This window comes from Neobacillus cucumis, from assembly GCF_016908975.1.
GTDB lineage: Bacteria > Bacillota > Bacilli > Bacillales > Cytobacillaceae > Neobacillus > Neobacillus cucumis.
Genome location: NZ_JAFBEX010000004.1, coordinates 70,710 through 88,317 on the forward strand (window position 1 = coordinate 70,710; position 17,608 = coordinate 88,317).

General features: G+C 41.4%; 15 protein-coding genes. 9 read left to right on the plus strand and 6 right to left on the minus strand.

Annotation, left to right across the window (positions count from 1 at the left end):
- The first annotated feature begins 88 nt into the window (after positions 1-88).
- The 6 genes from JOC76_RS06425 to JOC76_RS06450 all read left to right on the plus strand — a co-directional run bounded on the left by JOC76_RS06425 (position 89) and on the right by JOC76_RS06450 (position 10,332).
- On the plus strand, positions 89-1,201 hold the full coding sequence (locus JOC76_RS06425) for a methionine biosynthesis PLP-dependent protein (RefSeq protein ID WP_205176772.1): 1,113 nt from the start codon (positions 89-91) through the stop codon (positions 1,199-1,201).
- Positions 1,201-2,394: a cystathionine beta-lyase gene (gene metC / locus JOC76_RS06430; protein WP_205176773.1), complete on the plus strand. Its 1,194-nt coding sequence runs from the start codon at positions 1,201-1,203 to the stop codon at positions 2,392-2,394. Before JOC76_RS06425 ends, metC begins: the two co-directional genes overlap by 1 nt.
- Complete coding sequence (locus tag JOC76_RS06435; protein WP_205176774.1) at positions 2,391-4,256, plus strand: bifunctional homocysteine S-methyltransferase/methylenetetrahydrofolate reductase; 1,866 nt, start codon at positions 2,391-2,393, stop codon at positions 4,254-4,256. Before metC ends, JOC76_RS06435 begins: the two co-directional genes overlap by 4 nt.
- Complete coding sequence (gene metH / locus JOC76_RS06440) at positions 4,234-7,683, plus strand: methionine synthase (RefSeq protein WP_205176775.1); 3,450 nt, start codon at positions 4,234-4,236, stop codon at positions 7,681-7,683. The genes JOC76_RS06435 and metH overlap by 23 nt, the downstream gene beginning before the upstream one ends.
- 1,009 nt (positions 7,684-8,692) lie before the next feature.
- Positions 8,693-9,106: a MarR family winged helix-turn-helix transcriptional regulator gene (locus tag JOC76_RS06445; RefSeq protein WP_205176776.1), complete on the plus strand. Its 414-nt coding sequence runs from the start codon at positions 8,693-8,695 to the stop codon at positions 9,104-9,106.
- 14 nt (positions 9,107-9,120) lie between these two features.
- Positions 9,121-10,332 (plus strand): MFS transporter, encoded by a 1,212-nt coding sequence (locus tag JOC76_RS06450; RefSeq protein WP_205176777.1) that lies wholly within the window; start codon positions 9,121-9,123, stop codon positions 10,330-10,332.
- A gap of 58 nt (positions 10,333-10,390) precedes the next feature.
- Here JOC76_RS06450 and JOC76_RS06455 read toward each other — a convergent pair whose 3' ends face one another.
- From JOC76_RS06455 to pxpB, 3 genes are read right to left on the minus strand one after another with little or no spacing between them, the layout of a single operon-like run.
- On the minus strand, positions 10,391-11,335 hold the full coding sequence (locus tag JOC76_RS06455) for a 5-oxoprolinase subunit C family protein (protein ID WP_205176778.1): 945 nt from the start codon (positions 11,333-11,335) through the stop codon (positions 10,391-10,393).
- Positions 11,332-12,099: a LamB/YcsF family protein gene (locus tag JOC76_RS06460; protein WP_205176779.1), complete on the minus strand. Its 768-nt coding sequence runs from the start codon at positions 12,097-12,099 to the stop codon at positions 11,332-11,334. Before JOC76_RS06460 ends, JOC76_RS06455 begins: the two co-directional genes overlap by 4 nt.
- Positions 12,086-12,826, minus strand: a complete 741-nt coding sequence (gene pxpB / locus JOC76_RS06465) for a 5-oxoprolinase subunit PxpB (protein WP_205176780.1) — start codon at positions 12,824-12,826, stop codon at positions 12,086-12,088. Before pxpB ends, JOC76_RS06460 begins: the two co-directional genes overlap by 14 nt.
- A 150-nt stretch (positions 12,827-12,976) precedes the next feature.
- Here pxpB and JOC76_RS06470 point away from each other — a divergent pair, with 150 nt between their 5' ends.
- From JOC76_RS06470 to JOC76_RS06480, 3 genes are all read left to right on the plus strand, one after another.
- Positions 12,977-13,540, plus strand: coding sequence for an FAD-dependent oxidoreductase (locus JOC76_RS06470; RefSeq protein WP_205176781.1), 564 nt, complete (start codon positions 12,977-12,979; stop codon positions 13,538-13,540).
- Between the two features lie 19 nt (positions 13,541-13,559).
- Positions 13,560-13,943 carry a VOC family protein gene (locus JOC76_RS06475; RefSeq protein WP_205176782.1) on the plus strand — a complete coding sequence of 128 codons (384 nt, stop codon included), beginning with the start codon at positions 13,560-13,562 and terminating at the stop codon, positions 13,941-13,943.
- Positions 13,944-14,167: 224 nt separating this feature from the next.
- Positions 14,168-15,685, plus strand: coding sequence for an MDR family MFS transporter (locus tag JOC76_RS06480; protein WP_205176783.1), 1,518 nt, complete (start codon positions 14,168-14,170; stop codon positions 15,683-15,685).
- Positions 15,686-15,725: 40 nt separating this feature from the next.
- On the opposite strand, the gene JOC76_RS06485 is transcribed toward JOC76_RS06480, so the two are convergent.
- From JOC76_RS06485 to JOC76_RS06495, 3 genes are all read right to left on the minus strand, one after another.
- Positions 15,726-16,127 (minus strand): cytosolic protein, encoded by a 402-nt coding sequence (locus JOC76_RS06485; RefSeq protein WP_205176784.1) that lies wholly within the window; start codon positions 16,125-16,127, stop codon positions 15,726-15,728.
- A 78-nt stretch (positions 16,128-16,205) separates the two neighbouring features.
- The gene (locus tag JOC76_RS06490; RefSeq protein ID WP_205177024.1) at positions 16,206-16,406 is read right to left on the minus strand and encodes a hypothetical protein; all 201 of its coding nucleotides are present in this window, start codon (positions 16,404-16,406) and stop codon (positions 16,206-16,208) included.
- A 1-nt stretch (position 16,407) separates the two neighbouring features.
- Entirely contained in the window at positions 16,408-17,583 is a 1,176-nt protein-coding gene (locus JOC76_RS06495) for a trans-sulfuration enzyme family protein (RefSeq protein ID WP_205176785.1), read from the minus strand.
- Between the last annotated feature and the right edge of the window lie 25 nt (positions 17,584-17,608).

The window sequence follows — 17,608 nt, forward strand, 5'->3', positions numbered from 1 at the left end:
AGACTTTTTTTATTTATCAAAAAGCTTTATCACTCAATCGCGTTAATGCGAAACATTATAACTTAAACAAATACAAGGGGTGTCTCATATGTACAAAATTGATACAAAACTTGCCCAAATAGGTAACCGCAGTGAAACAACAACTGGAACCGTAAACCCGCCTGTATACTTCTCAACAGCTTTCCGCCATGAGGGAATTGGGCAATCTACTGGATTTGACTATACACGCACAGGGAACCCAACGCGCCAGCTCCTTGAAAAAACAATCGCAGATTTAGAAGGTGCCGATCAAGGATTTGCCTGCAGCTCTGGTATGGCTGCGATTCAACTGATTCTTTCTTTATTTGAATCTGGTGACGAATGGATCGTAAGTGAAGACCTATATGGAGGTACTTATCGTCTACTAGAAAAAGGCTATAAAAAATGGGGCTTAACAACTCAATATGTGAATACCTGTTGTCCGGAAGAAGTGGAAAAGAAAATCACTGCACAAACAAAGGCGATTTTCCTAGAAACTCCAACCAATCCGCTTATGCAGGAATCGGATATTTCGGCGATTTCAAAGATTGCCAAGCAACATGGCCTATTGTTAATCGTGGACAATACGTTCTATACACCGCTTTTACAACAGCCAATCAGCCTTGGCGCGGATATTGTCATCCATAGTGCAACGAAATACCTAGGAGGTCATAACGATGTACTAGCCGGTCTTGTTGTGGCAAAAGGAAAAGAAATTTGTGAAGCATTGGCCTTTCATCAAAACGGTGCTGGAGCAGTCTTAAGTCCATTTGATTCTTGGTTATTAATGCGCGGAATGAAAACATTGTCACTAAGAATGGAACGACATGAAAAGAATGCAAAGGCCATCGTAGAATTCTTTTCCAAGCATGATGCTGTAACAGATGTTCTCTACCCAGGACGCGGTGGAATGGTTTCTTTTAGAATTAAAGACGAAGCATGGGTGAATCCATTCTTACAAAATTTAAATTTAATCAGTTTTGCAGAAAGCTTGGGTGGAACGGAAAGCTTCATTACTTACCCAGCAACGCAAACACATATGGATATACCAGAAGAGATTCGTATTCAAGCCGGCGTTTGCAATCGTTTATTACGTTTCTCGGTTGGAATTGAAGATTCACAAGATATTATTGAAGACTTACAAAACGCTTTTGCTAAAGTTCAGGAAGGGGTAACTGCCTAATGGCACACGAAGAATTTAGTTTTGAAACCAGACTGCTTCACAACAAACATAAAATTGATCCAGTAACTGGTGCGGTTAGTGTGCCCATTCAGCATGCCTCTACCTTCCATCAGGCTGATTTCGATCAGTTTGGCAAGTACGATTATGGCCGCAGTTTAAATCCGACTCGTGAAGCACTTGAGGATGTCATTGCAGAACTTGAGGGCGGGGTGAAAGGATTTGCATTTGCATCAGGGATGGCCGCTATTTCAACTGCCTTCCTTCTTCTATCCTCTGGTGACCATATTGTGATTACCGAGGATGTGTATGGCGGTACTTTCCGCATGGTTACACAAGTTCTGACAAGGCTTGGCATTGAACATACTTTTGTCGATATGACCAATTTAGAGGAAGTAAAAGAAGCCATTCAGTCGAATACAAAGGCCTTTTATGTGGAAACACCATCCAATCCATTAATGAAAGTAACTGATATTAGAGCGATTAGCGAAATTGCTCAAGAAATCGGTGCCTTAACATTTGTTGATAACACATTCCTTACTCCTTACCACCAAAAGCCGTTAGCACTTGGAGCAGATGTTGTCCTTCATAGTGCAACGAAGTTTTTAGCGGGTCACAGTGATGTAGTCGCAGGACTTGCCGTTGTTAAAGATGAAGAATTAGCGAAAAGACTAGGATTCTTGCAAAATAGTTTTGGAGCCATTTTAGGTGTTCAAGATGCTTGGCTTGTTTTAAGAGGAATCAAGACATTGTCTGTTCGTTTGGAACAATCACAAAAATCAGCAATCAAAATCGCAGAATTTTTAAATGAACATCCGCTAGTGGAGAAGGTTCATTATCCAGGCCTTGAAAGTCATCCGCAATATCAAATTCAAAAAGACCAAGCAGACGGACCGGGTGCGGTTTTATCCTTTGAATTAGCAACAGAAGATGCCCTTCGCACCTTTGTTGCGAATGTGGAAATCCCAGTCTTTGCGGTAAGTTTAGGTGCGGTTGAATCCATTCTATCTTATCCGGCGAAAATGTCACACGCGGCTATGTCTAAAGAAGACCGCTACCAGCGTGGGATTACGGATGGACTTGTGCGTTTATCGGTTGGACTAGAAAATCCAGATGATTTGATTAAGGATTTTTCACAAGCACTTGAGCAAGTTCGCGCGAAACATTTGGTCTTACATCAAGGGGAATCATCATGAACTTTTTAGAAAAATTAAAACAGCAAATTTTAATCGCTGATGGGGCTATGGGTACTCTCCTTTACAATTTTGGGAAAGACAGCTGTTTGGAGGAATTGAATCTTTCTCAGCCTGAACATATCCAAAATATCCATAAAGCCTATATTGAAGCAGGTGCCGATGTTATTCAAACGAATACCTATGCAGCCAATTACTTAAAGCTGCAGCGGTATGGTTTGGAGGATTCAGTTAAGGAGATTAACAGTGCCGCTGTATTACTTGCCAAAAAGGCAGCTGCCGGGAACGGTACGTATGTTTTAGGAACGATTGGCGGTAATCGAGGCGTAAAGCCTGATTCTATTTCACTAGAAGAATTAAAGCGCAGCTTCCGTGAGCAGTTATATTGCCTGCTTCTAGAAGGCGTTGACGGCTTATTGCTCGAAACGTATTATGACTTTGAAGAACTCGAAACGGTTCTCACCATCGCGAGAAAGGAAACAAAGTTGCCGATTATCGCTCAGGTCTCACATCAGGAGCCTGGATATTTGCAGAATCGCATGTCTGTAAATGAGGCTTTAAAAAGATTGGAAGCACTTGGTGCAGATGTGGTTGGTCTTAATTGCCGCTTAGGCCCGCACCATATGCTGACAGCGCTGGAGCAAGTAGAGTTGCCAGAACATGCCTTTTTATCTGCCTTTCCAAATGCTAGTCTTCCAGCTTTCACGGACGGTAAGTTTTATTATGACGGGGATGCAGATTATTTCCGTCATTCAGCCAAAGCTTTCCGAGACCAAGGTGTTCGTTTACTGGGCGGCTGCTGCGGAACCACGCCAGCACATATTAAAGCCTTTGCTTCTGAATTAAAGAATAGCGCTCCTATTACGGAAAAAATAGTAAAGCCTAAACAGGAGAAAATAGTTATTGAACCAGCCTCTCCTGTCAGAGAGCATACACCGCTGCAGGAAATCGTCAAAGAAAGACCATCGGTGATTGTAGAATTAGATCCTCCTAGAAAACTAGATACCACCAAGTTTTTCGAAGGGGCTAAAGCGCTAAAAGAAGCGGGCATTGATTCGATTACACTTGCGGATAATTCCCTTGCCACTGTACGGATTTCCAATGAATCATTAGGATATCTGGTGAAGGAAAAATTAGGAATGCGCCCGCTGATCCATCTTGCTTGCCGCGATCGAAATATTATTGGCTTGCAATCACATTTAATGGGTCTTCATACCCTTGGGATGAACGATATTCTAGCGATCACAGGTGACCCGGCCAGAGTCGGAGATTTCCCTGGGGCCTCATCCGTTTATGATGTTTCTTCATTCGAGCTAATCAAAATGATAAAGCAGATGAATGAAGGTCTCTCCTATTCGGGCAAAGAATTAGGACAAAAAACAGACTTTAGTATAGCGGCAGCTTTTAACCCAAATGTACGCTCGCTTGAAAAAGCGGTAAAGCGTTTAGAGAAAAAGATTGAAGTGGGGGCTGATTACTTTATCTCCCAGCCAGTTTTTTCAGAGGAAAAATTAATCGAAGTCTATGAACATACGAAACATTTAGATGCTCCGATTTATATTGGCTTAATGCCGTTAACAGGCAGTAAAAATGCAGAATTCCTTCATAATGAAGTGCCAGGAATCAAAATTGCCGATTCCATTCGCGAGCGGATGGCAAGTTTGAATGATAACCCGCTTGAGGCAGCTAGAGAAGGCGTTGCGATTACCAAGTCATTGATTGACACAGCATTGGATTTATTTAATGGCATTTATTTAATTACACCATTCTTACGATATGAATTAACAGCAGAGCTCGCAGCCTATACTAATAAGCGAGCCAGTGAGACGAGGAGGGCCAGCTATGCCGAAAACACCATTTTCTGAACAACTTAAAAAGCGCATCCTTGTCATGGACGGTGCAATGGGTACAATGCTGCAGCAAGCTAATCTTACAGCAGAGGATTTTGGCGGTGAGCAGTATGAAGGATGTAATGAAAACCTCGTTCTAACTGCTCCATCCGTCATCTCTCGTATTCATCGTGAATACTTAGAGGCCGGCGCAGACATCATTGAAACCAATACGTTTGGGGCAGCAAGCCTTGTTTTAGACGAGTATGAACTTGGATTTAAAGCTTATGAAATTAATAAAATTGCTGCGATGCTCGCCGTCCGCGAGGTCATGGACGTTTCGACCGATGAATGGCCTCGTTATGTAGCCGGCGCCATGGGTCCGACGACCAAAACATTAAGTGTGACGGGCGGAACCACCTTCGATGCCCTTTCTGCCTCCTATGAAGAGCAGGCGATTGGATTAATCGACGGTGGCGTTGATTTACTTTTACTCGAAACAAGCCAGGACTTATTGAATGTAAAAGCTGGTTTTGTCGGTATTCAAAATGCTTTTTCAAAAACAGGTAAGACTTTGCCACTGTTTATTTCCGGAACCATTGAACCGATGGGAACAACCCTGGCTGGACAAACGATTGATTCGTTCTTTATTTCAGTGGAACATATGAATCCGATTGCGGTCGGTCTTAACTGTGCGACAGGTCCAGAGTTCATGCAGGATCATATTCGTTCACTTGCAGGTTTAGCTTCCGTGGCAGTTAGCTGTTACCCAAATGCCGGCTTGCCTGATGAAGATGGACATTATCACGAAACACCGGAAATTCTGGCAAAAAAATTGGCTGATTTTGCGGCACATGGCTGGTTGAATATTGTCGGCGGCTGCTGTGGAACGACACCTGAACATATCAAGGTGATTGCTGAAGCGATGAAACAATATCAGCCTCGTCAATTCGAATCATCCAACACACATATGGTGTCAGGTATTGAACCATTCATTTACGATGATCCTACCTTAAGACCCATCATGGTTGGGGAACGGACAAATGTTATCGGCTCTCGCAAGTTCAAGCGATTAATTACGGAAGGTAAATTTGAAGAAGCGTCTGAAATTGCCCGCGCTCAAGTAAAGGGCGGCGCCCACGTCATCGATATTTGCCTTGCTGACCCGGATCGCGACGAGATGATCGATATGGAGAATTTCATTAAAGAAGTAGTTAAAAAGGTCAAAGTCCCACTTGTCATTGACTCCACTGATGAAAAGGTCATTGAAAGAGCACTAAAGTATTCACAAGGGAAAGCGATTATCAATTCAATCAACCTTGAAGATGGTGAAGAGCGCTTTGAAGCGATTGTTCCATTAATTCACCGTTATGGTGCAGCTGTTGTTGTCGGAACCATTGATGAAGAAGGAATGGGAGTTTCAGCGGAACGGAAACTGGAGATTGCCAAACGTTCCCATGATTTGTTAGTTCATAAATATGGATTAAAGTCACAGGATCTCATTTTTGACCCGCTTGTATTCCCAGTTGGTACTGGAGATGAACAATATATCGGCTCTGCAAAAGCAACTGTTGATGGGATTAGGATGATTAAAGAAGCCTTGCCAAAAGTGCAGACCATTCTTGGAATTAGTAACGTTTCCTTCGGGCTCCCTCCTGTCGGACGCGAGGTGCTTAATTCCGTCTTCCTCTACCATTGTACGCAGGCTGGCTTGGATTATGCGATTGTGAATACAGAAAAGCTTGAGCGATTTGCTTCCATTTCAAAGGAAGAAGTTCAATTAGCAGATGCTTTGTTATTTGATACAACGGATGAAACATTAGCTACCTTTACCGAGTTTTACCGTGGGAAAAAGAAAGAAGCCAAGACGACCATTCCTAATATGACCTTGGAGGAACGTCTTGCTTATTATGTGATTGAAGGAACAAAAGAAGGCTTGCTTCCGGATTTAGAACTAGCACTTGCTTCTTACCCTGCTCCATTAGATATTATTAACGGTCCATTAATGGACGGTATGAAGGAAGTCGGCCGCCTGTTTAATGACAACCAATTAATTGTTGCCGAGGTTCTGCAAAGTGCCGAAGTGATGAAAGCATCGGTTTCCTTCTTAGAGCCTCATATGGAAAAAGGCGATGTGTCTGCGTCTAAGGGGAAAGTTATTTTAGCAACAGTTAAAGGTGATGTTCACGATATTGGTAAAAACCTCGTTGATATCATTTTAAGCAATAACGGTTATGATGTTGTCGACTTGGGAATTAAAGTAACACCTACAGATTTGGTGCAAGCCATTCGGAAAGAGAAGCCGGATATGGTTGGATTATCAGGTTTGCTGGTTAAATCAGCGCAGCAAATGGTGTTAACGGCCCAAGACATGAAGGAAGCTGGAATTTCTGTGCCGATTCTAGTTGGCGGTGCTGCCCTTTCACGTAAGTTCACGGATACGAGAATTGCGAAAGAATATGATGGACTTGTTCTTTATGCAAAGGATGCGATGAACGGTCTATCGCTAGCCAATCAATTGCAATCACCGGAAGATTATCAACAATTGCTTCATGAGCGAGATGAAAAATTGGCATCCTTGGCTAATCCAATTGAGTTGCCGACCCGGGATAGAAGTGCTGTGGCAGTGAAAGTAAAACCGGCTGTCTCAACGGAAGTCCCAGTATTTACGCCGATGGATACGAAAAGGCATATTTTAAGATCTTATTCTCTTTCTCATATTGAGCCTTATATCAATATGCAAATGTTAATAGGGCATCATCTTGGTTTGAAAGGAAAACTTTCTAAACTGCTTGCAGAGAAGGATGAAAAAGCCTTAAAAATTAAAGGAACTGTTGATCAATTGTTAGCAGATGCCAGTAAAAATAACTGGATTACACCTGCAGCAGCTTATCAATTTTTCCCAGCGCAATCGGACGGAAATAAGGTATATATCTATGATCCAGAAGATCAAAAGACCATTATTGAAACGTTTGACTTCCCTCGTCAGGAATCTGCACCATTCCTTTGTTTAGCGGACTTTTTGAAGTCGGTTGAAAGCGGCGTGATGGATTATGTTGGTTTCTTTACGGTGACGGCTGGAAGAGGAATCCGTCAAAAAGCGGATGAGTTTAAGGCAGAGGGACGATTCCTTGAAAGCCATGCTCTTCAATCATTGGCGCTTGAGTCAGCTGAAGGATTTGCCGAGTTGATTCATCGTCAGATGCGTGACCGTTGGGGCTTCCCAGATCCACTTGATTTCACGATGCAGGATCGGTTTACGGCGAAGTATCAAGGACAGCGGTTCTCGTTTGGTTACCCGGCTTGTCCGGAGTTAGAAGACCAGAAGAAGCTGTTTAAGTTGATTCAACCTGAGGAAATCGGGATTGAGTTAACGGAAGGCTGTATGATGGAGCCTGAAGCATCGGTATCAGCGATTGTGTTTGCGCATCCTGAGGCTCGGTATTTTAATGTGAATAGATAAGATTGAATCCGCGGATTTTTGGTCCGCGGATTTTTCGCGTTTTTACTCGGACGATCTTTGACGTAATTCCGCTCGTTTTTTGATTTTTTCCACCTATTCCTGGATTATTTCCGCCACTTTTTCAATTAATTCCGCCGTTTTTCGGATTAATTCCACCTGAATTTCATTTTTTTCCGTTAGGGTTCCTTTTCTTGCGAATTTTTTTCGTTTTTACCCGGACGATCTTTGACGTAATTCCGCCCGTTTTTTAATTTTTTCCACCTGTTCCTGGATTATTTCCGCCACTTTTTTAATTAATTCCGCCGTGTTTCAGATTAATTCCACCTGAATTTCATTTTTTTCCGCTAGATTTCCTTGTCAGACGGATTTTTTGCGTTTTTACCCAGACGATCTTTAAAAGTAATTCCGCTCGTTTTTCGATTTTTTCCACCTGTTCCTGGATTATTTCCGCCACTTTTTTAATTAATTCCGCCGTTTATTAGATTAATTCCACCTGAATTTCATTTTTTTCCGTTAGAGTTCCTTTTCGGGCGGATTTTTCGCGTTTTTCCCGGACAATTTTTAAAAGTAATTCCGCTCGTTTTTCGGTTTTTTCCACCTGTATCTGGATTATTTCCGCCACTTTTTTAATTAATTCCGCCGTTTATTAGATTAATTCCACCTGAATTTGATATTTTTCCGCTAGAGTTCCTTTTCGGGCGGATTTTTTACGTTTTTACCCGGACGATCTTTGACGTAATTCCCCTCGTTTTTCGATTTTTTCCACCTGTTCCTGGATTATTTCCGCCACTTTTTTAATTAATTCCGCTTCTTTTGAATTATTTCAACTCCACTCTCGAGAATTTCCGCCTATTTCTAATTTTATCCCCTTTTTTATTTTCCCAGTTGATGGTATCAATCGTTCCTATAGCCTAATTTTTGCCCATTGTTAAGTCCTTCCCTTGACTTCCTTTCATTTTTCAACTATAGTTACCTAGGTAACTATTAATCAATTATTCTGGAGTGAATCATGTTGAGCCACGAATTATTCCATACGCTTCATCAGCTATCTAGACATCTCACCAACAAACTTAACGAAGCATTAAAACCATTAGGATTATACAGTGCTCAGTGGTCGGTAATCTATGTTCTAAAAACCAAAGGCTCCCTGACACAAAAGGAACTATGTGAATACCTATTTGTCGAAGCTCCGCCAATGACAAGAAACATTCAACGTCTTGTTAAACAAGGATACGTTTCCCAAATCCAAGGTAAGGACAAACGAGAAAAATTTGTTCAATTAACAGATATAGCCTTAGAAGAGTATCCAAAGTGGGAACACATCGTTAACACGGTAAACCATGAATTAATGAAAAATCTACCCTCAGATTCACAACAAGAACTCTTGAAACTTCAAAAAAGCTGGTTAAATCAAATTTTATAATAGAGGTGCATCAAATGGACAAACCAAAATTATGGACAAAAAACTTTATTAGCATTTCCTTTAGTAACCTGTTTCTCTTTTTAACATTCTACATCTTGCTTGTTACACTTCCATCCTACGCACTTGATGAATTACATAGTAGTTCTTCTATGGCAGGCCTGATGACAACGATCTTTTTATTATCAGCCATCATTTCTCGTCCGATTGCCGGTCAATGGCTCGAACGGGCGGGTAATAGGAAGGTTCTGCTCACAGCACTCATTATTTTTGCTGTAGCATCCCTTTTCTATTTCTTACCTAAAACTATGATTGGTTTCTTAATCATCCGTCTATTACATGGAATTGGCTTTGGAATGGCGACAACAGCCGTGGGTACCCTTGTGGCCGATACCATTCCTGCTTCTCGCCGCGGTGAGGGAATGGGGTATTTCGCCATGTCAACCAATTTGGCGATGGTTTTTGGACCTTTTATCGGTCTAATGGCAATGCAGCAATGGGGCGCACGCACCTTGTTTACCCTTAGTGTGATTGTGGCTTTTTGTTCTTTAATTACAGGTCTTATTGTGAAACACAACACATTTGAAACACCTGTAGAAACTAAATCTCATTCATCTTTTTCTGTTAAAAGCTTATTCGAAGCTTCTGCTGTACCGATTTCAATTGTGGGCAGCTTTATGGCCATCGTCTATTCTGCTCTTTTATCGTTTGTATCCATTTATGCAAGTGAAATTCACTTAGAAAACATCGCCAGTATGTTCTTTGTTGTCTACGCGATTATTTTATTAGCCTCAAGACCCTTTACTGGTAAGTGGCTAGACCAATATGGTCCAAATGTAATTACGTTCCCATGTATTGTTCTTTTTGCAATTGGGATGTTTATTTTAAGTCAAAGTAATGGCGCTGTTACATTCCTTACATCTGCAGGATTGATTGGTATTGGCTGGGGAACCCTTTTTCCAACCTTCCAAACCATTGCCATCCAAGATGCGGAACCTCGAAAAAGAGGTTTGGCAACGGCAACGTTCCTATCTATTTATGATACCGGAATTGCATTAGGTTCGTTTATCGTCGGTGTTATTGCTTCAAAGACGGATTATAGTACTTTATATTGCTTCTTCTCCTTTTATATCTTAATTGGCTTAGTTTTATTTTACTTCCTTCATACCAAAAGAAGTGCTTCTGCCAAAGAATCTAACCAAAAGCAAACAAATGTACAGGAAATCTAATTTATACCTCTATTAAATACAAGAACCATCAAATCCTAAACGGACATGATGGTTCTTTTTAATTCGCTGCCCCGAGCTGCAAATACCTTAATAATCGCTGCCTTTGAACATACAGCCGCTGCGCTTCCTCGATTGACACCTTGGTAAAGTGAATAATGGTGTCAGGCACCGCTTGAGCCAGTTTAGGAATGTCAACGGAAATGATGGTGGCGATTCTTGTGTACCCGCCGGTGGTTTGCCGGTCGGCGAGGAGAATAATGGGCTGCCCGCTTGCGGGGACTTGGATTCCGCCAAATGGGATGGGGTCGGAAATAATATCTGGTCCACCGATGTGTTCTAGCTTTGGTCCCTTTAGCTGATAGCCCATCCGATTGGATTGATGGGTAACTATAAATTCTTCATTAAAAAAGCGATTGATACTATGCTCCGTAAATTTATTTTCATGTGGACCTAAAATAACCCGTACGGTCAGGCTTTTGCTATATTCTGGTACTAATTCCGGATGCAGTCTCTTAAATGGTTTCCGCAAGCTGGGTGCACCATATAAAACATCATCCTTTTGTAATGCCCGGCCCTTATATCCTCCGAACTTTCCATTTAGGAAAGTAGACCTGCTGCCTAAAACAAGCGGAACGTCAATACCGCCGCCAACGGCAATATAAGCTCTGGCTCCATGATGAGAAGAACCAATTTCTAGAGTTTGTCCCTTTCGTAAAAGGAAGCTTTTCCACATCTTTACCTCTACCCCATCGACTTTAGGAATAAAATCACCGCCGCAAATCGCAATGACTATATCAGATAAGGCTTCAAGTCTGGGACCTGTCAAGGCTGCCTCTAGAACCGCTTCACCGTCAACATTTCCTACCAGAATGTTAGCCACTTGCATCGAGAATATATCCATGGCCCCGGATGGACTGATTCCATATTGCTGATAACCAAATCGGCCTAAATCCTGGACCGTTGTTTGCAGTCCCGGTTTCACGACTTTAAAAATAGCCTTCATTTTGGTCCCCAACTTTTTCTTATCTGAATGTTTTCTTTAAGTAAGGCCTGCCTTACTTTGGTTACAAATTCAAGTGCTTGCGGGTCATCTCCATGCACACAAATGGTATCGGCTTGAATCGCTATATCCGTCCCATCAACTGCCTCGACTTTCCCTTCTTTAATCATACGAATCACTCGTGTGATGGCAAATTCTGCATCATGGATCATCGCATTTGGTTCTTGGCGCGAGGTTAATGTACCGTCAGGCTGGTAGGTTCTATCAGCAAACACTTCATGGGCGACTATTAGCCCCTTCTCTTCCCCAGCCTTTGCTAGTTCACTTCCAGCAAGGGCAAATAACACAAGATCAGGATTCACATCATATACGGCTTGGGCGATGGAATAGGCCAAATCGCGGCTGACGGAGGCCATATTGTATAATGCACCATGCGGCTTTACATGAACTAAGTTCGTTTCATTCACTTTACAGAAAGCGTCTAAGGCGCCAATTTGATAGATAACAAGATGATAGATTTCTCGTGGAGAAAGCTTTATTTCTCTTCTCCCAAATCCTGCTAGATCAGGGAATCCAGGATGGGCTCCAATTTGAACTCCATATTGTTTGGCAAGACTAACGGTTTCAAACATAACATTATGGTCTCCGCCATGGTAACCGCAGGCGATATTCGCTGATGATATGTGCTGTAAAACCTCTTGATCATTCCCAATCTTATAGGCGCCAAAACTTTCTCCTAAATCACTATTCAAATCAATCACAGTCATTATTTATCTCCCTTTTTATTGTATTTAACTCGTATGTTTGATCAGCCTCTAATGTTTGAATCCTTTTATACTCATGAAAATCAATCGGGTAAAATTTAATATAGTTCCCAGCCTCAAAAAGAAATGGCGGCCGACGTTCTACGTCAAACAGCTTTACCGGTGTGATCCCGATGATTCTCCATCCAGACGGGACCTCAGCTGGATAAATGCCCGTTTGGTTTCCACCAATTCCAACTGAACCTGACGGAATCCTTGGGCGTGGATGTTCAAGCCTAGGAACTGCAAGCTTTTCTGGCAGCCCTCCTAGATAGGGAAACCCCGGCACAAATCCCATCATATGAATGAGGTATTCCTTGCTTGAATGCAGCTGAATAACCTCTTCTTCACTTAGATCATGCGTCCTTGCAACAAACGATAAATCAGGCCCTGTTTCCCCCCCATAATAAACAGGGATTTCATATACTTTTGGATGAGTAGCTTCTTTTTCCATGAGAGCACAAGCATAGATTTTTTCTATGATCATCACTAGCTCTTCGTATCTTATGACAGTCGGTTGATAATAGATTGCGATAGTACAATAAGCTGGAACCAACTCAATTATTCCCTTAATATCCTCTTTTTTTAACCTCGTCATAAAGGTCTGAATCTTGAAGTGAGTCTGTTCACTAATTTCGTTTCCAAAAGAAACTTGAATGGCTGAATCACCTAGAAATTTGATTTCGATCATGCTAATCCCCTATTTTCTTCTTTGATTTTAAAATATAGATTATTTAGAAAAATAGCAAGAGTAATCTAAATACTTAGTTAAGCACTTCGTTTTACAATCGTTTTCAATTGCGCTAAGCTATGATTATTACTAAATATTGGAGGGATTTCGATGTTTGATGTAGTGGTAATTGGAGCAGGAGCTGCAGGGGCTAGTGCTGCCTTATTCACAGCCAAAGCAGGTAAGAAAACTCTGGTTGTTGATAACGACAAAAGCATGACAAAACGGGCTTGGATAGAAAACCATTATGGTGTTGCTGAAATAACTGGACCAGATTTAATTGAAATCGGTAAAAAGCAAATAACTAAGTTTGGGGCTGAATTAGTAGAAGCTACTGTTACCGATGTTCAAAAATCGGAAAATGGTTTTAAAGTCGTAACAGATCAAAATGAATACGAAGCCCAACATGTGATTGTGGCAACTGGTGCTTTGGTAACGCTCGCGGAAACCATCGGCCTCAATACAAAGCCAGGTACAGAACCAAGAATTAAAACAGTATTAGATGTTGATGCAGCGGGTAAAACCAATATTGAAGGCATCTGGGCAGCAGGAACAGTTGCTGGTGTAAGTGTACATACCATCATTACTGCAGGCGACGGTGCAAAAGTAGCGATTAATGTGATTAGTGAAATCAATGGTGAACGCTATGTGGACCATGATGTCTTAAAATCTTAATGAGCTAAGGAGCAATATAATGGCAGTCAAAAAAATGGACCATGTTGGTATCTTTGTAAGCGACCTACAGGCTTCTCTATCCTTTTATCAAGAGATTGTTGGCATGGAATTAAAGAATCAATTTACGATTGCAGATGGGGCTATAACATTAGCATTCCTTGGCTTCAATGGTTCCGATGAAACGGAATTAGAATTAGTCCATGGCGGAGATCCTAATCTTCCAAGTGAAGGTAAAGTCAACCATGTGGCCTTCTTAGTCGATGATATTGAAGAGGAATTCGGACGGTTAAAGCAATTGGAGGTAAACTTCCTCAGCGAAGCAGTGGACACTTTGCCAAATGGTTATCGAAATTTCTTTGTTCAAGGTCCGGATCGTGAAAAAGTCGAGTTCTTCCAGAGATAATTAGAAAAGCGGTGCCTGAAGCCGGACAATTCTCGAAGTCCAAATTTAAACATTCTTATATTTTGAAAAGAGGCTTGTAAAAGTCTCTTTTTTTGTGTCATTTAAGCGAGGATTACAATTGACAATTATTTCATTCACTCGATAAAATGAGGTGCTAAAATAAATGCAGAGGAGTGCATAGGAAGTATTTGTATTTACATTTCAGAAGAAAAAAGGAGTTTAATATGATTAAACAGGGCACTAATCTTAAGCTTGTTGTTACGGGGCTGCTACTCGCCATTTTAATGGCCGCAATGGATAATACCATTGTTGCCACTGCGATGGGAACCATTGTTTCAGACCTTGGAGGATTTGATAAATTTGTATGGGTAACTTCTGCCTACATGGTTGCTGTTATGGCGGGTATGCCGATATTCGGTAAGCTCTCCGATATGTACGGCCGGAAACGTTTCTTTCTTTTTGGCTTAATCGTCTTTCTTGTTGGTTCTGCTCTTTGTGGTCTTGCCCAGAGCATCATCCAATTGAGTATTTATCGGGCCATTCAAGGAATTGGCGGCGGTGCGCTTATGCCCATTGCGTTCACGATTGTTTTTGACATTTTCCCACCTGAAAACCGTGGCAAAATGACTGGCTTATTAGGAGCTGTTTTTGGTGCCTCCAGTGTATTAGGACCCTTACTTGGTGCCTATATTACCGATTATATCAGCTGGCATTGGGTCTTTTATGTCAATGTACCAATTGGCATCGTCTCGATTATATTAATTGTTCGGTACTACCATGAATCCTTACAGCATACAAAGCAAAAAATTGACTATCTAGGAGCGATTACCCTTGTCATCTCTGTGATCAGTCTGATGTTTGCCCTGGAATTAGGCGGTAAGGAATATGATTGGGACTCAGTTCAAATCATCAGTTTATTTGCAAGCTTTTTTATCTTTTTTATAGCCTTCTTTATTGCCGAATTTAAGGCAGCTGAACCCATTTTACCGCTATGGCTGTTTAAGCGGCGTTTGTTTGCCGCATCGCAAATTCTCTCGTTCCTTTATGGAGGAACATTTATTATTTTAACCGTGTTTATTCCTATATTCGTGCAAGCTGTCTATGGTGGCACTGCTAAAAATGCTGGATTAATTTTAACTCCGATGATGTTAGGGTCGGTGGCAGGCAGCTCGATTGGAGGGATCTTTTTAACGAAGACGTCTTTCCGAAATTTGATGTTCTTATCGATTATTTCTTATATTGCCGGCATGTATTTACTGGGTACGATGACGGTTGATACAGCCCGTTACTTACTGACCATCTATATGATTTTAGTTGGATTTGGGGTCGGCTTTTCCTTCTCCTTGCTTCCAACTGCCTCGATGCATAATCTTGAACCTCAATACCGAGGAACAGCTAATTCTACTAATGCCTTCTTACGTTCTTTTGGTATGACATTAGGAGTTACCATATTTGGTACGCTGCAAGGTAATATGTTTACCGATCAATTAACAGAGGCATTTAAGGGGATGCAAGGAAATGGTGGATCGTCATTTCAAATGGGGGACCCTCGGCAAATTTTCCAAGCCAGTGAACGTACGAAAATTCCGGATTTTATTTTAGATAAAATTGTTCATGCCATGTCCTATTCCATTACACACACCTTTATGCTTACACTCATTCCGATTGCCCTCGCAGCTATTACCATCTTTTTCATGGGGAAAGCCCGTGTAGAAGTAACGAAACAAACAGCGAAGGACTAAAATAACGAAAGCACTGACCCACGGGCCAGTGCTTTCTTTGTTATACTTTGAGGTCATTGCCCTCTGCCACAATATGATACAGTAAATGAGCTAAATGATGAACCGGACCGTACGCTTCCTCTTCTTCTTCTTGCTCTGATTCCTCACCAGCATAAACATCGCTTAAAAATAGCGCCATAAATTCATAAAAATCTTTCAGCTGAAAAGAATAACAGCCAATGGGCTCCTCTTGATCCTCCTGATATTGCAAAACCATATAAGAAAGCGCCCCATCAATGTCAGCAGCATCAAAAAAGACAAAGAAGCCTATATTGGTGTCTAATTCAAATAATTGTCTCGTCCCGCCTGCAGTGGCTTTTTCGAACTCTTGCTGATTTAATTTCTGTATCTGCATACTGTCTACATTATCTTCTTGGTGAAATCCAACGATAAATGATTTCATGATATCCTCCTTAACCTCTGCTAAAGTAACACACATACAAATAGGATACCCATTTTAGCATTCATTTCATTCAGGCGATTATTGTTCGTCTTCAATTCTCTCGTGGTTATATTCTGTTAAAAGAGGATTTTCAGTTGTAGCGAAACGGGCTGTTTGTAAACTCATTTCTGGTTCAACACCGTAAAGTTGCTCCATCGCCTTTTTTTCCCATTCCTCATCTTCAAACAGTTGCTTAGCATCTGGCTCTTTCATTTCGATCACCTCGTTTACTTTATTCATTTTAATCCATTAAAGACTGTTTTAGATCATCAATTAAGACATTGATATCTTCAAGACCAACTGCAAGACGAATCGTCCCCGGACTTATATGTTCTCTTAGTAACTGTCCCTCATTATTACTAAGGTTAGGAGATGACACAAGACTTTCAAAAGAACCAAAGGACACCCCGATTTTAAAAGCTTTCAATTTGTTAACGACTTTTTCCACTTGGCGGTAATGAGCTTCCCTTAATTCGAAACTCATTAAGCCGCTGTAACCGGTTAATAACTTTTTTCCTAGTAAATAATCCGAATGGGTTGCTAGTCCAGGAAAATGAACCTTTGCTACATGGGGATGTGACTCTAAAAACGCGGCTACTTTTAAAGCATTCTCCTGGTGGGCGAGCAACCGTAAAGGTAATGTCCGTAATCCGCGCAATAATAATGTTACCTCAGAGGGAGGCATGACAGCACCCATTAGCAGGTATTCCTTATCAAAAATCGACTTCATGATTTTCTTACTAGTTATTAATGCCCCGCCTAGAACATCACTATGACCACCAAGATATTTAGAGGCAGCGTGAACTACGATATCGATCCCATGCGTTAGTGGCTTCTGAAATAATGGAGTGGCCCATGTATTATCGATAATGGTGCGGATACCGTTTGTCTTTGCCAGTCGACTGACGGCTGGAAGGTCAACCAAACGATAGCTCATATCCGTGGGGCTTTCCAGAACGATGACTTTCGTGTTGGATTGGATGGCCTGAGAAATTTCCTCGGTATTAGTAGAATATACAACCGAATGACTTATATTAAATTTCCCTAGATATTTGAGTAGTTCCATGGTCGAGTAATATAAATGACTGACACAAAGGATATGGTCACCACTTTGAACACTATTGATAATCGCTGCCGTAATCGCTGCCATTCCAGATGCAAAGGTTTTGCATTCCTCCCCTCGTTCTAAAGCAGCTAACTTCTTTTCAACAATTTCAACGGTTGGATTGGTGCCTCTTCCATATACATAATGTTGTTTTTCGAACTGTACTGCTTCCGAAAGCTCATCCAGTGTTGGGTACGTAAATAAGGTGTTTTGAAAAGTCGGCGGAACAACTGCCCCAGCAAAGCGCTCCCGGTCTTCTTCAAATTGCATACAAATCTGTTTATCGATTTCAAAATCTTTTATATGTGACATCTTTGAAAATCTCCTACAAGTAGCG

What these genes read in the sequence shown, in the direction of transcription:
- JOC76_RS06480 (WP_205176783.1), top strand. Translation starts at nt 14,168, where the DNA reads ATGATTAAACAGGGCACTAATCTTAAGCTTGTTGTTACGGGGCTGCTA.
- pxpB (WP_205176780.1), bottom strand. Translation starts at nt 12,826, where the DNA reads ATGATCGAAATCAAATTTCTAGGTGATTCAGCCATTCAAGTTTCTTTT.
- JOC76_RS06475 (WP_205176782.1), top strand. Translation starts at nt 13,560, where the DNA reads ATGGCAGTCAAAAAAATGGACCATGTTGGTATCTTTGTAAGCGACCTA.
- JOC76_RS06485 (WP_205176784.1), bottom strand. Translation starts at nt 16,127, where the DNA reads ATGAAATCATTTATCGTTGGATTTCACCAAGAAGATAATGTAGACAGT.
- JOC76_RS06470 (WP_205176781.1), top strand. Translation starts at nt 12,977, where the DNA reads ATGTTTGATGTAGTGGTAATTGGAGCAGGAGCTGCAGGGGCTAGTGCT.
- JOC76_RS06455 (WP_205176778.1), bottom strand. Translation starts at nt 11,335, where the DNA reads ATGAAGGCTATTTTTAAAGTCGTGAAACCGGGACTGCAAACAACGGTC.
- metH (WP_205176775.1), top strand. Translation starts at nt 4,234, where the DNA reads ATGCCGAAAACACCATTTTCTGAACAACTTAAAAAGCGCATCCTTGTC.
- JOC76_RS06450 (WP_205176777.1), top strand. Translation starts at nt 9,121, where the DNA reads ATGGACAAACCAAAATTATGGACAAAAAACTTTATTAGCATTTCCTTT.
- JOC76_RS06460 (WP_205176779.1), bottom strand. Translation starts at nt 12,099, where the DNA reads ATGACTGTGATTGATTTGAATAGTGATTTAGGAGAAAGTTTTGGCGCC.
- JOC76_RS06435 (WP_205176774.1), top strand. Translation starts at nt 2,391, where the DNA reads ATGAACTTTTTAGAAAAATTAAAACAGCAAATTTTAATCGCTGATGGG.
- JOC76_RS06490 (WP_205177024.1), bottom strand. Translation starts at nt 16,406, where the DNA reads ATGAATAAAGTAAACGAGGTGATCGAAATGAAAGAGCCAGATGCTAAG.
- JOC76_RS06425 (WP_205176772.1), top strand. Translation starts at nt 89, where the DNA reads ATGTACAAAATTGATACAAAACTTGCCCAAATAGGTAACCGCAGTGAA.
- JOC76_RS06495 (WP_205176785.1), bottom strand. Translation starts at nt 17,583, where the DNA reads ATGTCACATATAAAAGATTTTGAAATCGATAAACAGATTTGTATGCAA.
- metC (WP_205176773.1), top strand. Translation starts at nt 1,201, where the DNA reads ATGGCACACGAAGAATTTAGTTTTGAAACCAGACTGCTTCACAACAAA.
- JOC76_RS06445 (WP_205176776.1), top strand. Translation starts at nt 8,693, where the DNA reads ATGTTGAGCCACGAATTATTCCATACGCTTCATCAGCTATCTAGACAT.